Here is a 16,319-nt window from a genome sequence, read left to right on the forward strand (position 1 = left end):
TGACGGCGATGGACACAAGGAAATCATCGATAGCCATTGGGCTCTTCATCGCCGCGACTCTGCTGATCGTCCTCGTCGGGCTGTTGCCCGGGGCGAAGACGCTTCCCATCGAGGCGGTGCTTCGTGTGCTCTTTGCCTCCGACGGCAAGATCGAGTCGATCCTGGTCTGGACCCTGCGGCTGCCGCGAAGCCTGGCGGCCGCGGTCGCGGGCGCGGGTCTTGCTGTTTCGGGCTATCTGCTGCAGGCATTGACCCGCAACCCGCTCGCCGATCCGGGGATCACGGGCGTAACCGCCGGGGCGGTCGCGCCCATCGTCGCCTGCTTCGTTCTGCTGCCGTGGTTTTCATCCGTCTACTACCCTTTCGTCGGGCTCGCCGGAGGTCTCGCCGCCGCATCGGTGACGTTCTGGGTGGCGCGCGGCGGAAACGGACGTCCGCTTCATCTCGCCCTCGGCGGCGTCAGCGTGTCGCTGTTTCTCGGGGCGATCACGATCTATGTGCTGCTTCTGGCCGGGCCGCAATCGACCGCGCTGCTGTTCTGGCTCTCCGGCGGATTCGCCGGGCGCACGTGGTCGCACCTCGTCCACATGCTTCCCTGGGTCGGAGTTGGGATGGTGGGAGCGCTGTTGCTGCACCGGGTGATTGCCATGTTCGCCCTGAGTGACCACGCCGCCGCCGGAATGGGCGTGCAGCTCAATTTCTGGAAACCCGTCCTGCTGCTTCTCGGCATCTGTCCAGTGGCGGGCATCGCCCCGGTCGCGGGACCCGTCGCCTTCGTCGGTCTCGCAGCCCCGCATATCGCCCGGCTTCTACGGCCCTCAGGAACGGCCTGGGAGATCGCGCTCACGGCGGCCATCGGAGCGCTAATGGTGACCTGCGCCGACCTCATCGCGCGCGCCATTGCCATACCCAAGGAACTTCCCGTCGGCATAATAACCGCGCTTCTCGGCGGGCCGATTTTCATCTATCTCATCCAGCGAGGGCGCGTCGGTTTCAAGGGGAAGGCCGGATGACCTCGGACGCGCCGGCCCTCACTCGACCGAAACCGTGGCTCCTGCTTGCGGTAACTGTTCTTGTCCTGCTCTCGTTCGTCGCCGCTGTGTTCCTTGGCGTGGTCGACATTCCCGCGGCGGACGTCGCCTCGGTTCTGACCGGGAGCGGTTCGCCGGAAGCCCGGTCGATCATTCTCGACATTCGCCTGCCGCGCATCGTGACGGGCATGCTTGCCGGCATTCAGTTCGCCGTTGCAGGACTGTTGCTCCAGACGATAACCCGAAACCCTCTCGCTGATCCCTCACTCATGGGGGTGTCGCAGGGAGCGACTTTGACGGTAACGGTGTTCTTGCTGTTCACCGTCTACATCTTCAATCCCGGTTCCAACACGGTCGCCGAGCTGCCGATCGGATGGCTGCCGTCGGCCGGAATGGTGGGTGGCATGGCGGCGGGAGGCATCATCTACCTGATGGCTTTTCGGCTCGACCTCAGTCCGCTCAGGATCACCCTCTGCGGGATCGCGATTGGGGCGGTGCTGCACGCGCTTGCCATAGGCCTGATCGCCGGCTGGGGTTCGGCACGCATCGAGATCATTCTCGAATGGCTCTCCGGAAGCCTTTACGCGCGCACATGGGATCACGCGATCTTTCTGCTGCCGTTCACGACCGCCGGCCTAGCCGTCCTCCCTATGATCTACCGTCCGCTGGTCCTCTTGCAGTTCGACTCGGCTGTCGCCCGTTCCTTCGGTCTGTCCTACCGCAAGCAGTTCTCGCTCGCCCTGCTTCTATCCTGTGCCCTCTCCGCAAGCGCCGTCGGGGCAGTTGGCCCGATCGTTTTCGTCGGGCTCATGGTTCCGCACCTGGCGCGGTCTCTCGCTGGGCGGCATTTCCCGCTGGTGCTGCCTCTGACGGTCGTCCTTGGAGCGGTCATCGTCACCCTCGCGGACCTGATCGGTCGTCTGGTCGGACACGCCGAGGAAGTGCCGATCGGAGTGGTCACGGCCATCGTCGGCGTGCCGGTATTGCTCGCTCTTCTACGCAAAGCTCCCTGAGATCGCCCATGCCTCTGAGATGTTCGCAATTGTCGGTAAACTACGGTCGCCGGAAGGCGCTGAACGGCTTTCGGCTATCGGTGCAGAAGGGCGAAATCCGCGCCCTTATAGGACCGAACGGCTCCGGAAAAAGCACGGCACTACAGGCAATGGCAGGCTTAATTCAGCCCGCGGAGGGGCAAGCGGAGATCGGGGATGTTCCGGTGGCTTTGATGTCGCGACGCACAATCGCCAAAAAGCTGGCTTTCCTGCCGCAGCAGCCGTCCGCCCCGGACGAGATGACGATCGCCCAACTCGTACGGCAGGGGCGCTTTCCTCATGTCGGGCTCTTCCGCTCCTATGACCGCAAGGACGAGGCGGCCATCGAATGGGCACTTGAGAGCACCGGCCTCACGAGTTTGGCAGATCGAACGCTTCAGGAACTCTCGGGCGGCGAACGGCAGCGGGCGTGGATATCGGCGGCGCTGGCGCAGGAGGCGGGCATCCTCCTGCTCGACGAACCGACGTCGTTCCTGGACATCGGATATCAGGTGGAGGTTCTGGACCTCGTCCATCGTCTCAGCCGGGAGAAAGGCGTGACGATCGTCATGGCGATCCATGACATCAACCAAGCGATTGCCGTCAGTGACCGTATCTCGCTGCTGGAGCAAGGCGAGTTGCGCTTCGACGGCGAGCCACGGGCGCTCGCCGAAAGCGGCCTGATCGAGAAGACATTTCGGGTGAAAGGGCGGTTCGTCGAGGTCGCCGCGGACAAACCGCCGCATTTCGATATCGAGCTTACGCGCTTCCTCCGTTCGGGCGCTTGACCAGGCGGAACATGATCTTGGTCTCGGTGTAATAGTTCAGGGCGTCGGCGAAATCCGGCGTCCAGCCATCCTCAACGAACGGTATGAAGCCGTCGTATTCCAGTTTCCGGCCGGAGACCTCAAAACCGGCCTTCGCAAATGCGCGCCCGTAATCCGAAATGGAGCGATCCTGGACGACGGTGTTCGTGCGCTTCGCCACGAGCTCGCGCCATTTCGGCCAGAGCGGATTGTCGGTGTGGCAGCCAGTGACAGCATAATAGGCGCCACCGGGCTTCAGAGCCTTGAAGATGTCCGTGGCATGGGCGTCGATATCCTCGAGGAGGTAAATGACCTCGTGGCTGATTGCGAGATCGAACTCCTCGACCCACCCTTCGAGAGTTCCACCAACAGCATGCTGGACGGGAATGTTGCCCTTGAAGGTCTCAGCTTTTGCGATCGATTGCGCCGCAATATCGATGCCGAGCGCCTTGCGGAACGGCCTGATCGCATAGAGATGCCGTAGCAGACCGCCCTGGTTGCAGCCGAAGTCGAGGACATTCTTTTCCGAAAGATCGTGCTCGACGATCAGGTCGATGAGATGCCGCCAGATCGGTGCATGTCCGTCTGACATTCTGTCGTCCGCGTCAGGGTCGACGTACCAGGTGGTGATGGTTTTCTGGGCGTCATGGTTCATCTGCGGTCTCTCCGATGCGATTCATCCGAAGCCAATCTCATAGGATGGTGAGCTCGAGGCGGATAGATCAAATCGAGTGAATTCGAAGCTCGCGACTCCGATGAATGCCGCAAATGGCCGCAATGCCGTCCTTCCGCTCTCTGGCTGCGAATGTCGCAGTCCCACCCTCTCGCGACCTCCGGGAGTGGGTAAAATCGACCCTTTGCTTTCACAGGCAAACTGCACGCCCTGAGGCGCAAGTTGAGGCAAGCAGTTCGACTTAAAGAGAGGCGTAGGTCGGCAGCCATCCGCCGGGCGGTTTCAAGTCCAGGCGGTCCGACCGCAGCGAGGCGCGACCGGAAAGATGAAAGATCTCCCCGCGATAGGCCCAGACGCGAAGGTCCGTCCATAAGGGTACCCCATCGGTTTCCATGGAGGGCTTCGGAACCCTTTTCTGCGCTACGTAGCCTTCGCTGTGTGTCACGAGGCGGCGCAGCCGCGACCGCCCCACCGCGGCGCTGTGCAGTAGCCCGCGCCCGGCGAAGCCGTGCAGAGGCTTGAATACAAATTCCTGCTTTCTTTGCGCCAGCGCTTCGACGTTTTCGGTGCGGATCAGATGCGTCTCCGGTACATGGTCGTTCAGGATTTGACGCTCCCGGGGCTCTATTCCCAGCTCCTTGTCCCAATGCGACAGCGATAGCCATGCCAACAGCCGTTTGTCGCTTCGTGTGGCATAGGTGAAGGGATTTGGTGCGACGTAAACGCGACCCGCGTGATAGGCCGTCCGGAGGGCGGAAAAGTCCTCGGACTGCCAGAAGAAATCGGTCGAGCGGTTGACGATAAAGCTCACCGCCTTTCCCTTGAGCAGTAGCTGCTGGCCATCCCAGCGAAGCTCCGCGGGACAGCCGAGCTCGGACTGCCAGCCGCGCCGGTGCAAGAGATCGCACAGCAGCTGGAGTTCTTTGCGAAATCTGCCTTGTTGCAAAGGTTCGGCATCATCGAGGATGAGAAACAAACCCGCTGGGCAATCTCCAAAGAATGCTCTGGCCTCTCGCGCCACCAAGTCGCCAATGTGCTGGCTGAATGCCGCCAAACGGGCAGGCGCCACTATCCGTTGCTCCTGCGCCAGACCGGCTGCCTCGTAGTACACAGCATTGATGATCGCGGCAAACATGAAACCCGACCCGTTGTCGTTGAACTCGATCAGCTGCCAGGCGCCCCCTGGGGGAAGATGAAAATCCCAGGCGCTGAAGAAACAAACCTCCGGTCGTTTACGCTGCACAATTACTGGCGCATCGCGCAAGGCCGCCGCCTGCCACGCTTCGCGGGCAGTAACGCGGTCGAAGGAAAGAATGAAATTGGATATTTCGGCGAGGATGGCGCCGGGGATGACCTGATGTTGCGGCAGCACAGAGAATTCTCTCGGCACCTCCGGCATCCCGGCCGCCTGGAGCGCGACGTAAAAGTTCTCGGGATCCCTCGGCTTGAGCTTCAACTCTTCCTCTCAACCTGATGGCGAAATAGAATGGCTTTGAGAACCTCTGGACTCCGTAGACCAGCCATCGCATAGATCGGTTCGTTTAGAAGCCGCTCAAAATTGACATCCGACATGGTTGAGCCCGGCAAGTCCTGTGCCGCAGAGTATAGCATGCCGATCGTCGCGCGCAGGGCATGATTCAATACCACTGCCCATCATTGATATTTGGCTCGGCCGGCCCCCCCAAACTTCCGCTCACCACCCACTGCGGTCCTTCAGGATCATCCGGAAGGCTTTGGGCCGAAGAGTCGAACTTTCAGACGCTTCGCCTTGAAACGATTCGAACCAACGCTCCCCTATACGAGCGTTTTCACAACTTCAGGAAAAGACATCTCGACCGCCGCTTTGCCGTTATTCCGGAACGGAGCAGCTCCCGGCAAAGGACAGGATTGCCGCGTCGGCGATCTCGGCAAAACGGGCGCTTGGACCTTCCGAGCCGCTGCTTTGCTGGTTCAGACGCGCTCCTTCGATCAGGAGCAGCAACGTGTCGCAAAGCAGCTCCGCATTCGCCACGCCTGCTCTGCGGCAAAGCTCAGCGACGCGACCACGCTGCGCATCCTTGAACGTCTTGATTATGGATCGGGCAGGATGATCCTCGTCTGTCAGCTGGACGGCGGCGCTCATCAGTTCGCAATTGCAGTCGTTAGCACCGAGATGATCGCCAATCCGGCGGACCCAATCCCTGAGCTGCGCCAAGCCATCACCGGGATGCGCCTCCTCGAGTTCCCGCCAGTAATTATCCATCTCCATTCCCGCCCGCCGGAGGCATTCGACGATAAGATCGTCCTTGGAGCTGAAATGGCGATAAAGCGTCATCTTGTTGCTGTTGGCGGCGTCGACGATGGCGTCGACGCCAACGCCACGGACGCCATGCTTGCGGAACAAATCGCGGGCAGCATCGACGATGCGATCACGTGGGGAGCGACGTGATTGGCTGCAAAGGTCAGTTGTCATTAGGTTCGGCCGGCCAATCGATAGACGGTTGCCCCTTGACGCTTTGTTACCGTTCTGTAACATGCGCCAATGTTACCGATCTGTAACACCGCGGCAGCGGGAGATCAAGGAGCGGCCGATTTTCTCGAACGCTTCCGAGCGCGACGGTAACCGCAAAAAAATATTTCTAGCACAATGTCGATTGGCACGATCGTCACGCGTCTTATAGCCGGCGATATACATCGCGAATTGCTGCTGGAGCCTTACGATGCACAAGCTGCATGGGCCGACGGCGGGAAAGCTTCTTACTGACCGGATGGTCCGCGTGTCGATGACCGCGGAAAGGGTCGATTTCGGCGCGTTGGGGCCGCCCGCCTCTTCTCTTGCGAATGTCTCTGCTGTGATTGTCCCGGTCGATGACGGTTCGGATCGCAAGGCATTGAATGATGTCCATCAGCCGTTGCCGACCCGCGAGGCTCGAGGTGGCACCCGCGTCGCAGAAGGATCGATCCGGCCATGATCGAGTTCTTTATTCACCGGCCGATTTTCGCCTCGGCAATCGCCATCGTCATGACGCTCGCGGGCGGCATTTGCTATTTCCTGCTTCCGGTCTCGCAATTTCCGGACATTACGCCGCCGCAGATCGTCGTCGCCGCTAACTATCCGGGCGCCAGCGCCCAAGTGGTCGCCGATACGGTGACAACACCGCTCGAACAGCAGATCAATGGCGTGCCGGGCATGCTCTATATGTCCTCGACGAGCTCCAATGACGGCTCGTCGAGGATTATTATCTCCTTCGACGTCGGCTATCCGATCGACGTCGCGGCGCTTGACGTGCAGAACCGCGTTTCGCAAGCGGCGTCCTCGCTTCCCGCCCTTGTCAATCAGAACGGTGTAACGATCGCCAAGCAGATACCGAACTTCACCGTCCTGGTTAGTCTTGATTCGCCTGATGATTCCGTCGATTTCGCTTCCGTCAGCAACTATGCCTATCTGCAGATCCTCGATCCGCTCAAGCGCCTGCCGGGTGTCGGCGATGTCCAGCTCTTCGGTGAACGGCGTTATTCGATGCGCGTCTGGCTCGATCCAGACCGCATGGCCAATCTGGGCATCACCGCCGTCGACGTGCAGAACGTCATCGCCGAGCAGAACGTCCAGGTTGCTGGCGGAAAGATCGGACAATCTCCGGCGCCGCCGGGTACACCCTTCGAAATGCAGATCAATGCGGTCGGTCGCTTGAGCGACCCTCAGCAATTTGCGGATATCGTGCTGCGCGCCGACCCGGCGACCGGCGCGGCGATCAGGCTGCGCGACGTGGCGCGCGTCGAACTCGGCGCCCTGCTCTATTCATCCTCCGTCAGCTTCAACGGCAAGCAGAGCGTCGTCCTGGCGGTGTTCCAGGCGCCCGGTTCGAATGCGCTCGATCTCCAGAGCCGGGTCAAGACGAAGATGGACGAACTATCGCAGCGCTTCCCCAAGGGCATCGCCTATCACATGTTCTACGACACGACCCGCTTCGTGTCCGCGGCGATGAACGATGTCGTGATCACGCTGGTCGAGGCGCTAGCTCTCGTCATTGCCGTCGTCTTCATCTTCCTGCAGAACGTCCGCACCACGATTATCCCGACGATCGCTATTCCGGTGTCGCTGATCGCGACGCTCGTCGTCATGTACCTGCTCGGCTTTTCACTGAACATGCTGAGCCTGCTCGGAATGGTGCTCGCCATCGGTCTTGTGGTCGACGATGCGATCGTCGTCGTCGAGAACGTCGAACGGCAGCTCGAGTCAGGCCTGTCGCCGCTCGCGGCGACGCGCAAGGCGATGCAGGAGGTGACGGGACCGATCATCGCGACGACCGCCGTGCTTCTGGCCGTCTTCGTACCGGTTGCCTTCATTCCGGGCGTGGCCGGCAGCCTTTACAACCAGTTCGCGCTGACGGTCGCGATTTCGGTGGCGTTCTCCGCCTTCAATTCGCTGACGCTCAGCCCCGCGCTCAGCGCCGCTTTCCTGCGTCATCGCGGCACGGCGAAATTCGTGCTCTTTCGCTGGTTCAACACCGGCTTTCACTGGCTCGCGCACAGTTATGCGCGCAGCATTGGCGGGCTCGTTCGGTGGCGTTGGGCTCTCTTCGGGCTCTTCCTGATCGCCATCGGCTCCACCTACGCATTGTGGCAGCGCACTCCCTCGACCTTCCTGCCCGTCGAAGACCAGGGATATTTCTTCGTCGTCATCCAGCTCCCGGACGGCGCATCGGTGGAACGGACCGAAGCCGTCGCGAGGCAGTCGGAGGAAATACTCCGCGGCACGGCCGGCGTGGATTTCGTCGGCTCCGTGGTCGGCTTCAACTTCCTGAGTTTCGCTAGTCAGTCGAATTCCGCAGTTCAGTTCGCGGTCCTGAAGCCGTGGGACGAGCGGCCCCCTGAGCAGGGCGCGTCGGCGCTGCGCGAAGCGGTGCAGCCGCTCCTGTTGCAGATTCCCGACGCTCTCGTGCTCGCCTTCGATCCGCCGTCGATACAGGGGCTCGGGGCGACAGGCGGCTTCGAATTCCAGCTCGAGGACCTGGGCGGCCGCGGCAGCGTGGCGCTGAATGACGCCACGCAAGCCTTGATAGGCGAGGCGCGAAAGCAGCCGGAAATCAATCCGCACCAACTCTTCACGACGTTCAGCACGTCGAGCCCGCAATTCGACTATGATCTCGACCGGGACAAGGCAAAGCAGTTGGGCCTCAACCTGCCGGATATATTCAACACCTTGCAGATCTATTTCGGCTCGCTCTATGTCAACGACTTCAACCTGTTCGGCCGCACTTTCCGCGTCACGCTGCAGGCCGATCAAAGCGCGCGCGCCAGCCCTACCGACATTTCCCGGCTTTACGTGCGCAATTCGGCAGGCGACATGGTGCCGCTCAGCACGCTCGGCTCGCTGAAACCGACCGTCGGCCCCGAGACCATCACCCACTACAACAACTATCCCTCAGCGCTCATAAACGGCGCGGCCGCGCCGGGCTACAGTTCGAGCCAGGCGGTGGCGGCGATGGAGCGCACCGCCGCGGCCACCCTGCCGCGGGACTTCAGCTTCGAATGGACAGGCATCACCTATCAGGAGATCAGGGCGGGATCGATCGCCGCGCTCGTCTTCGCGCTGGCAATCGTCTTTTGTTTCCTGATCCTGGCGGCGCAGTATGAAAGCTGGTCGATGCCCTTCATGGTGCTGCTTTCGGTGCCGCTCGCCCTCCTGGGCGCGCTGCTTGCCCTGTGGCTGCGTGCCATGCAGATCGACGTCTACTCGCAGATCGGCTTTGTGATGTTGGTTGGGCTTGCAGCAAAAAACGCTATTCTGATCGTCGAGTTCGCCAAGCGGCGACGACAGGAAGGCTTGGACATCATCGCCGCTGCCGCGGAGGCGGCCCGCCTGCGGCTCCGGCCGATTTTGATGACTGCATTCGCCTTCATTCTTGGGGTCGTCCCGCTGATGTATGCGACGGGCGCCGGCGCCGCCAGCCGCCAGTCAATCGGCACGACGGTGTTTGGCGGTATGCTCATGGCAACCATCCTGACGCTTATATTCGTGCCGGTTTTCTATGCTGTCATAGAACAATGGCGGGAGGGGCTTTCGGCGAACTCTGTCGAGGAACGACGAAAAACCGAGGCGGCGGAATAAAGACTGGAGCAGGAAATGCGCGGTTTGAAACTTGGCTTTGCCGCAGCAGTCGCGATCGTCGCTCTGGCCGCGGCCTATTCATACACCGGTGGCAGGTTCGACCTCAAAGGCGGCGACGCCGGGGCTGCGGTCGCTTCGGCACCTCCTGCCATGCCCGTTCCCGTGGCTACAGTGGTCAAGAAGACGATCCCCATCTACCTCGAATATTCCGCACGGACGGAGTCGATCCGCAACGTCACGCTCCGGGCCAAGGTCTCTGGCTATATCCAGTCGCAGGAAGTTCCGGACGGCTCCGATGTCAGGCAGGGCGACCTCCTCTATCGGATCGACGCGCGCGACTATGAGGCCGAGCTCGATCAGGCCAAAGCCCAGGTCCAACGCGACGAAGCTTCGCTCGCCTATCTTCGCTCCAACCTCGATCGAGGCAACGAACTCGCCACAACCGGCTACCTGGCAAAAGACACTTTCGACCAGCGCGAAAGCGCCGTGCGCCAGGCGGAGGCAGCTCTCGCCATGTCGCGGGCGGCGGTGCGCACCGCCGAGATCAACCTCGACTACACCGAAATCCGCGCACCCTTTGCAGGGCGGCTCGGGCGAAACCTGGCTCCGGAGGGAACGCTGGTCAACGACACCGCCGGCACACCACTCAACAATCTCGTGCAACTTTCGCCGATCTACGTCGCCTTTAATCCGAGTGAGGCTGAGCTCGCGGATCTCCAGAAGGCGCGGGCAGCTGGGCCGGTTCAGGCCGAAGTGCTTCTGCCGGGTGATACCGAGCCGCGCTACCTTGGCGATCTCACCTTCATCAACAACGCCGTCGAGCGCAGTACCGGCACGGTGGTGGCACGCGCGACGATCGACAATACCGATCTGATCTTACTGCCCGGCCAATACGTCCGCGTGCGCCTGCGCGTCAGGGACGAACCGAATGTGCTTATGGTGCCGGAGACGGCGCTCGGATCGAGTCAGCTCGGCAAATATGTCTACGTCGTCGGCAAGGGCGACGTTGTCGAGCAGCGGCTGGTCTCCCTTGGCCCGAGCAGTGGCGACCTCGTGGCGCTGTCATCCGGTGTCTCGGAAGGCGATCAGGTGATCGCCGGAAACCTGCAGAAGATCTTCCCCGGCGCGCCGGTCAAACCGATGCCGATGAACGAGGTGCAGAAATAGCAGAGGGAGCGCGGCAGATGCTTGTGAAGGCAATACGGCGATTGGTTCGCGGCGCTATGCGAGAGCGGTCGGCTCTAAGGTGAAACGACGAAGTGGGATGGCGCTACATGGGCGACCGGTCCGTGTCGTCGCCAGGAACTTGGATCAGGCCTGCGGACCAGTGGTGCCAAGTACCGCTTGGAGGGCCGGGTCGTGCTGGCGGAGACGTTCCTCGATCCAGCGGATCGTCCATTCATAGGACTCTGAAAACAATTCGGCATGCCGGCTCCAATCCATGAAGCTGATCGTATTCGAAACCTGCGGACAGACTAAGACATCCTCTTCGCCAAGCGCAACTTCATGCGGTCGGTGTACCAACATGCTCGCGGCAATGACCTGAATCATGCTGGGAACCTTCGGCAGGCTGGCGCGACCGAAGGGCATCAGCAGGCGTACCGCCAACTCCGAAGCTCCAGGAATGCGCTCGTAGTCAATGTGGTATTTACGTGGTGCATCCGACCGCAAGCTCACGACGACGTTGGGTCCGGTCTTCAGTTCGTTCATCTGCTCCAGCGGCAGATTGTTCATAATGCCGCCATCCACCAGCATGTCACCTTCAGCCGTGAAGAAGGGCGGCAGAACACCGGGGATCGAGCCGGACGCCCGAACGGCCTGCCACAGCTTTCCACGGCGATGAACATGCGGCTGACGGCTGCTTAGATTGGTCGATAGCGCAAAGAACGGAAGCCAAAGATCCTCGATCAGAACGTCGCTATATTCCGCCTGAAGAGCCCGATCGAATACTTTATGATCCAGAAGCGCGAAATGCGGAAAGGTCGGGCGGCGAAACGCGCGGTTCTTGATGAATATGTTGTGCGTGCCTCGGTCGATCTCATCTGCGCCCAATCCTCTGGCGAAGCCGGCCATCATCGCCGCTCCGGAACTCGTCCCGCCGAGATAGTCGAAGCAAGCACCCGCCTCGATGAAAGCCCTGTAGACGCCGAGATGAGCACAGCCGAGGGACCCGCCCCCCGCCGCCACGAAGCCGGTTGCCTTGCCGCAAATGAAACGAACCAGGCGTTGGATGTCAGACTCGTCCTCCAGTGCAACATGATGATGGTGGCCGACATGAGGACGCTCGTTCAGCCATTTAGCTGTACCGGAGACCGCTGCGGAGCGACTATCGTGAACGAGGACGAGCCGCGCCGTCCATGCCGGATGAACCGACAGCGCCAGTTCCTCGGACACGTTCAGGCGGGGCGAGCAAGACGCGCTGGCGAGTAACAGGACGCTATCCGCCTGGCGAATGCAGACCCGTGTCCATTCATTGGGCTCTTCATCGGCGACATAAACGATGATTTCGGTTTTGGCCTCAAGTTCGTTCAACCAGTTGAGGACCGGCTGATCGTCGATCGGAAAACCGGCGAACCGCGCTTCAATGTCGGGCCGGGCAAGGAACTGAGTGCGCGTGCCCGTGCCGAATGCTTTCCGCAGGTGACGGACGAAAACGGGTGGAATTCGACTCCCGCCGGCGGGAATGATGGCAAGCGTTCGTATCCTGGCAGGCTTCTTGGGCAGCGATGAACTCGGAGACTGCATGGCGAACCGGCGCGCCAGAAACGTCGTGACCGCCTGCCGCAGGCTTGGCAAGGTCACGGCCGCTTTCTCGAAGTGGTTGCCGCGGATTTCAAGGACGATCGAATCGCGTGCCGCAAGAACGGTAGCCATGCGCGGCAGCCCGGCAAAGAAACCAACCTCACCGACGAGTTCACCCTGGCCGATCTCGGCGAACGGGCCGGCCGAATCTTCTTTGTGCACCGTAAAGCGGCCCGATAGCACGATGAAGAACCGGTCCGATGGCTCACCTTCGCGAACCAGAACCTCACCGCGTCGCAGGACCCGACGGTCGGATTCGGCAGCAAGAGCCTCAAGTCCCGCCAAAGACGCTCGATCGAACATCAATGTTGCCGACAGCAATCGCGCCGCAAGGAAATCGACGGAGGACATTTAACCACCCTCGGGACGCGTTCGCCGGCTACTATAATGCTGCGTCCTGCCTATACCCGGATAATCGCACAGCCGCTAAAAAAGTGGCACCGCCCATCGTTCCTGTCGATACATTATGCGATTTTCGAGGCACAGAACGGGAACATCCCCAGTACGCTGCGCCGAGGGCTCGTAAAGGTACGGCTGCTCTCGACCCAATTCGGACGTTAACGCCCTGATGTGCGAGGTCTGCTCTAGGCCCCAAAAGCGGAAAATTACGGCCTTCGGCCGGGAGGGCGCTGGCGCATTCTGTCGCCGGGCGCTTCGAGTTTGGGAACCTGCCCAGCTTCCGGGGTTGCGATCCTGGTAGTGGCGAGCCACGCCTAGCAGGCCGCATCGACGAAGCGAGGCAGGCGATGCAGCGCCTGCCTTGATTCGTCGGCACGCGCTTTGCAGGAGAGGCGCCACTTTGCTACCAAGACGACCTTAGGCTTTGACCCGATCGACCAGAACACTACCGATCTTCGGTCTCAGGTGTCAGTGAAGTGTGCTTCGGTCTTAGACGCTTGCGGACCGACGCATTGCAACGACCTCAACACAACAGCTCGTTATTGCCATGCCGCAAAGCCGCGTGCTCTGGAGAAGTTTCGATCGAGGTGCTAATCACGGACCCACGGTTTGCTTCAGAACTGCGAGGAGGCGGCGCTCCTCGGTCGGCTTGCCGACACGGGGTGCGCCCGCCAGAATCTCTCCGCCGATAAGCTCCGGTCTGCTATAAGCGCTTGCCACGACAAAGGGTACGTTCCGCTCGCACAGCGCCTTCGCCAGCCGTGTTACCGAGCCGTCCCTGAGGGTTACGTCGAGAATTGCCACGGCTGGCAATTCGTCGTCCAACAGTTCGAGGGCTTCCTCTACCGTTGCGGCGGGTCCGAGCACGCACCAGCCGCGGCGCTCGAGCAGCAGCTTCAGATCAATCGCGATCAGGAACTCGTCCTCCACGATAAGCACGGTCTTGCGCATGCGACCAGTCTCGATGTCATGAGACCGATCCTAACGGGGCGACGATCTCGACCACCAAACCCGCCGGTGCATAGTTCAGTTCCACCCGTCCGCCCAATTCGCGGCTGACAGCGAACTCGATGAGCTGCGTCCCGAACCCGGAAGAGGCCGGCGGAGCAACCGGAGGGCCGCCGCCTTCTTGCCGGATCAGCGGTAGATGTGGAGCGCTCGCTTCCTCGACATCCCAGCGGACGCGAACCTGTCCCTCGGGTATCGACAGCGCGCCATATTTAATCGCATTGGTCGCGAGTTCGTGCAGGATCAGGCTCAGCGACATCATTTGCTTCGACGCGAGCGGTACGGCCGGCCCCGGTTCGACGAGAACCCCGGTTGGATGTTCTGAATAGGGCTCAAAGCGTGCGCTCAAGCACCTTCTGAAGGTCAGCCTCGCCCTCTTGTGCGTAAGCCGCATCATGGGCCTGCACGAGCGCATTGAACCGACCGAGGAAAGCGTCGCGGTATTCCTCGCCAGAGCGGCCCGCGGCCGCGGTCTGACGCGCCATTGCCTGAACCAAGCCGAGCAGATTCTTCATTCGATGCCGGAGTTCGCCCAAGAGCACATCCTTCTCGGCCTCACGCTGGCGTCGCTTTGTGGCATCCATGATCGAGAGCAGCAAGGTCCGGCTATTGTTGTCGGGATGGAACAGCCGGTGCGCACTGACGAGCATCGTTCGCCGACCGATGCTTGGAAAGTCGTGCTCCACCTCGTAGTCCACCACCGCCGTGCTCTTCGGGATCACCTCTTCGAGCAGGCGGCGAAGCTCGGGGATGTCCCACTGCCGGTTGCCCAGCTCGTAGAGGTGCTGCCCGATTGTCTCGTCGCGACCGACTTCAAAGGTTGTAAAGAAGGCCCGGCTCGCGGTCCGAACGCACAGGTTCTGGTCAAGCACCAGCAAAGGCTCGGGGACTGTGTCGATTATGCCTTGCGCTTCGACATGGCCATTCCGCAAGAGTCTGTAGAGATCTTCCAGATTCATCACCATTCCCGCACGTTCGACTTTCTCAAAATATTACTACATGCCCCAATGGGCATGTATCCCGATGAAAGGCGACAGAATGGCGTCTCGCCTGCCCGCCGGGGGATACATCAGAAGTCGATCTAAGCGACCAGCCGCTCAGCGGCTGGCGCCGAGACCGTCAAGGCATTACCCGCCGAGCCGCCTTCCGGCCGCACATGCACTTCAATGCCCGTACGGGAAGTCAGGCGTGGTAGATGCTGGCGCAGCTCTCGGAGTGACCCCGACCGTGGGCGTATAGAAGATCGCGCGGGAGCGGGCCACCGCGGCGTAGACCGTGGAGTCGGATTCATCGCGTGGCCCCCATTCGAGCAGCATGGTTTCGCCGATATCCCATCGCGCGTAGTGCCGTGGGGACAGGGTCTCGCCGACGCCGAGCAATGAGGGTGCGGATTTCGGCAACGGTGGGGATGAGCCTCTGTCGACCGGCTTGATCGCAGCGTTTGCCTATCTCGGGCCGAGCGGCTCGGAGGTGCTGTTCATGCGGTGGTTCGGAGCGAAGGTTGAGAGGGAAGGCTGATGCGGGACGAGGCATGATGCGCCGCCCATCGTATGTCACGACTGGTCCTCTCTAAGCCTCTCATGAAGCTCGTGCGAGGAACGAGTCCCGGATTGGTAAAGATAAAAGATCCGGCTTGCGAGGTTCTCCGCGCGGTCGCCTCGCCGTGGCCAACCCCTACGCATAAGTTCGTCGTCAAAGACCCTCCGCAGTTGCACCAGTTGAGCAGGATAAATGGGGGGTCGAGTGTTTGGGAATTGCAGATCAAGCATCGCGCTCTCCCTCACAGGGGCGAAAGCGCGACTGTCTTCCGGCCATCGGCGCCCGTATCACTAGCCGATGATGAACCTAGTTTACGCCTGCGGGAGGCGCGAGTCATTAGATGAGGCCCTGCTATTCGCGGTAATGCCGTCGGGGCGATCAATCGTCGGCGGCGACCCTGGGTGGGAACGGACACAGTGAAGCGGTTGCTGATGCTATCTACAGCGCCGTGCGTCTTTTCAGACGCACAAAGGTCGCTGTAACATCTTGAAGTGCTGCATGTTTTTGTCCTTGAATCGGATCCCGATTAGGGAAACATGCAGTAGGATGAGGAAAAGACACGGATTGTTTCAGACACCCCTCAAATAGTACTGGACAGACGCGGAATATTCGGCAATTGTTACTCGCTAATATTACCAATGTCTCAAATTTTAATATCGATTTAGAGCGGGGCCCGCCAATGAACAGCGGGCTCTCTTTGTGACAAATTGTTTACCAGAAAACGCCGTAGAATGTGGCGGACACTATCAGTCCGAGCGCTATTGCAAGCGATGATCGGATCATGAAGTCAATAAACCTGAACTGATATCCGAAGCTTCCGACATATGATTTCATAATTACTCCCAGTCCTATTTTTTATTACGACGAATTAGTGGGACGTCGATCCTGCTGCGCGCTCCCCAAGAATGAAGGCGAAAGGGCTTGATCCGTTCATGTGCG

At 60.7% G+C, this 16,319-nt stretch carries 11 protein-coding genes and 2 pseudogenes; 7 read left to right on the forward strand and 6 right to left on the reverse strand.

Annotation, left to right across the window (positions count from 1 at the left end; genetic code table 11):
• Positions 1 to 8: 8 nt before the first annotated feature.
• Genes PYH37_RS10035 through PYH37_RS10045 form a run of 3 tightly spaced genes read left to right on the forward strand, consistent with a single transcriptional unit; the run spans position 9 to position 2,850 of the window.
• Positions 9 to 1,013: a FecCD family ABC transporter permease gene (locus tag PYH37_RS10035; RefSeq protein ID WP_280732468.1), complete on the forward strand. Its 1,005-nt coding sequence runs from the start codon at positions 9 to 11 to the stop codon at positions 1,011 to 1,013.
• The gene (locus tag PYH37_RS10040; protein ID WP_153408708.1) at positions 1,010 to 2,044 is read left to right on the forward strand and encodes a FecCD family ABC transporter permease; all 1,035 of its coding nucleotides are present in this window, start codon (positions 1,010 to 1,012) and stop codon (positions 2,042 to 2,044) included. Before PYH37_RS10035 ends, PYH37_RS10040 begins: the two co-directional genes overlap by 4 nt.
• Positions 2,045 to 2,052: 8 nt before the next feature.
• Positions 2,053 to 2,850, forward strand: a complete 798-nt coding sequence (locus PYH37_RS10045) for an ABC transporter ATP-binding protein (RefSeq protein WP_280731275.1) — start codon at positions 2,053 to 2,055, stop codon at positions 2,848 to 2,850.
• Here PYH37_RS10045 and PYH37_RS10050 read toward each other — a convergent pair.
• From PYH37_RS10050 to PYH37_RS10060, 3 genes are all read right to left on the reverse strand, one after another.
• A complete protein-coding gene (locus PYH37_RS10050) occupies positions 2,822 to 3,523 on the reverse strand; it encodes a class I SAM-dependent methyltransferase (protein WP_280731276.1) in 702 nt (233 codons plus the stop codon). The two genes, PYH37_RS10045 and PYH37_RS10050, sit on opposite strands and share 29 nt — an antisense overlap.
• Positions 3,524 to 3,782: 259 nt before the next feature.
• Entirely contained in the window at positions 3,783 to 4,997 is a 1,215-nt protein-coding gene (locus tag PYH37_RS10055) for an ATP-grasp domain-containing protein (protein ID WP_280731277.1), read from the reverse strand.
• A 393-nt stretch (positions 4,998 to 5,390) separates the two neighbouring features.
• A complete protein-coding gene (locus tag PYH37_RS10060; protein ID WP_280731278.1) occupies positions 5,391 to 5,993 on the reverse strand; it encodes a TetR/AcrR family transcriptional regulator in 603 nt (200 codons plus the stop codon).
• Positions 5,994 to 6,240: 247 nt separating this feature from the next.
• Here PYH37_RS10060 and PYH37_RS10065 point away from each other — a divergent pair, with 247 nt between their 5' ends.
• From PYH37_RS10065 to PYH37_RS10075, 3 genes are read left to right on the forward strand one after another with little or no spacing between them, the layout of a single operon-like run.
• Complete coding sequence (locus PYH37_RS10065) at positions 6,241 to 6,492, forward strand: hypothetical protein (RefSeq protein WP_280731279.1); 252 nt, start codon at positions 6,241 to 6,243, stop codon at positions 6,490 to 6,492.
• On the forward strand, positions 6,489 to 9,632 hold the full coding sequence (locus tag PYH37_RS10070) for an efflux RND transporter permease subunit (RefSeq protein WP_280731280.1): 3,144 nt from the start codon (positions 6,489 to 6,491) through the stop codon (positions 9,630 to 9,632). The genes PYH37_RS10065 and PYH37_RS10070 overlap by 4 nt, the downstream gene beginning before the upstream one ends.
• Before the next feature lie 15 nt (positions 9,633 to 9,647).
• Entirely contained in the window at positions 9,648 to 10,799 is a 1,152-nt protein-coding gene (locus PYH37_RS10075) for an efflux RND transporter periplasmic adaptor subunit (RefSeq protein ID WP_280731281.1), read from the forward strand.
• 144 nt (positions 10,800 to 10,943) lie between these two features.
• On the opposite strand, the gene PYH37_RS10080 is transcribed toward PYH37_RS10075, so the two are convergent.
• The 3 genes and pseudogenes from PYH37_RS10080 to PYH37_RS10090 form a co-directional block, all read right to left on the reverse strand.
• Positions 10,944 to 12,785 (reverse strand): patatin-like phospholipase family protein, encoded by a 1,842-nt coding sequence (locus tag PYH37_RS10080; RefSeq protein WP_280731282.1) that lies wholly within the window; start codon positions 12,783 to 12,785, stop codon positions 10,944 to 10,946.
• 642 nt (positions 12,786 to 13,427) lie between these two features.
• Entirely contained in the window at positions 13,428 to 13,784 is a 357-nt protein-coding gene (locus tag PYH37_RS10085) for a response regulator (RefSeq protein ID WP_280731283.1), read from the reverse strand.
• A 16-nt stretch (positions 13,785 to 13,800) separates the two neighbouring features.
• Positions 13,801 to 14,800 (reverse strand): annotated as a pseudogene (locus PYH37_RS10090) (sensor histidine kinase).
• Positions 14,801 to 15,248: 448 nt separating this feature from the next.
• Here PYH37_RS10090 and PYH37_RS32405 point away from each other — a divergent pair.
• Positions 15,249 to 15,359: pseudogene (locus PYH37_RS32405) on the forward strand (phage holin family protein); the annotation flags it as partial.
• Between the last annotated feature and the right edge of the window lie 960 nt (positions 15,360 to 16,319).

Origin of the sequence: Sinorhizobium numidicum (assembly GCF_029892045.1) — a bacterium.
Taxonomy (GTDB): Bacteria; Pseudomonadota; Alphaproteobacteria; order Rhizobiales; family Rhizobiaceae; genus Sinorhizobium; species Sinorhizobium numidicum.

Coding starts and splice junctions, on each gene's coding strand:
- PYH37_RS10060 (WP_280731278.1), bottom strand. CDS start 5,993: ATGACAACTGACCTTTGCAGCCAATCACGTCGCTCCCCACGTGATCGC.
- PYH37_RS10040 (WP_153408708.1), top strand. CDS start 1,010: ATGACCTCGGACGCGCCGGCCCTCACTCGACCGAAACCGTGGCTCCTG.
- PYH37_RS10045 (WP_280731275.1), top strand. CDS start 2,053: ATGCCTCTGAGATGTTCGCAATTGTCGGTAAACTACGGTCGCCGGAAG.
- PYH37_RS10075 (WP_280731281.1), top strand. CDS start 9,648: ATGCGCGGTTTGAAACTTGGCTTTGCCGCAGCAGTCGCGATCGTCGCT.
- PYH37_RS10050 (WP_280731276.1), bottom strand. CDS start 3,523: ATGAACCATGACGCCCAGAAAACCATCACCACCTGGTACGTCGACCCT.
- PYH37_RS10085 (WP_280731283.1), bottom strand. CDS start 13,784: ATGCGCAAGACCGTGCTTATCGTGGAGGACGAGTTCCTGATCGCGATT.
- PYH37_RS10080 (WP_280731282.1), bottom strand. CDS start 12,785: ATGTCCTCCGTCGATTTCCTTGCGGCGCGATTGCTGTCGGCAACATTG.
- PYH37_RS10035 (WP_280732468.1), top strand. CDS start 9: ATGGACACAAGGAAATCATCGATAGCCATTGGGCTCTTCATCGCCGCG.
- PYH37_RS10070 (WP_280731280.1), top strand. CDS start 6,489: ATGATCGAGTTCTTTATTCACCGGCCGATTTTCGCCTCGGCAATCGCC.
- PYH37_RS10065 (WP_280731279.1), top strand. CDS start 6,241: ATGCACAAGCTGCATGGGCCGACGGCGGGAAAGCTTCTTACTGACCGG.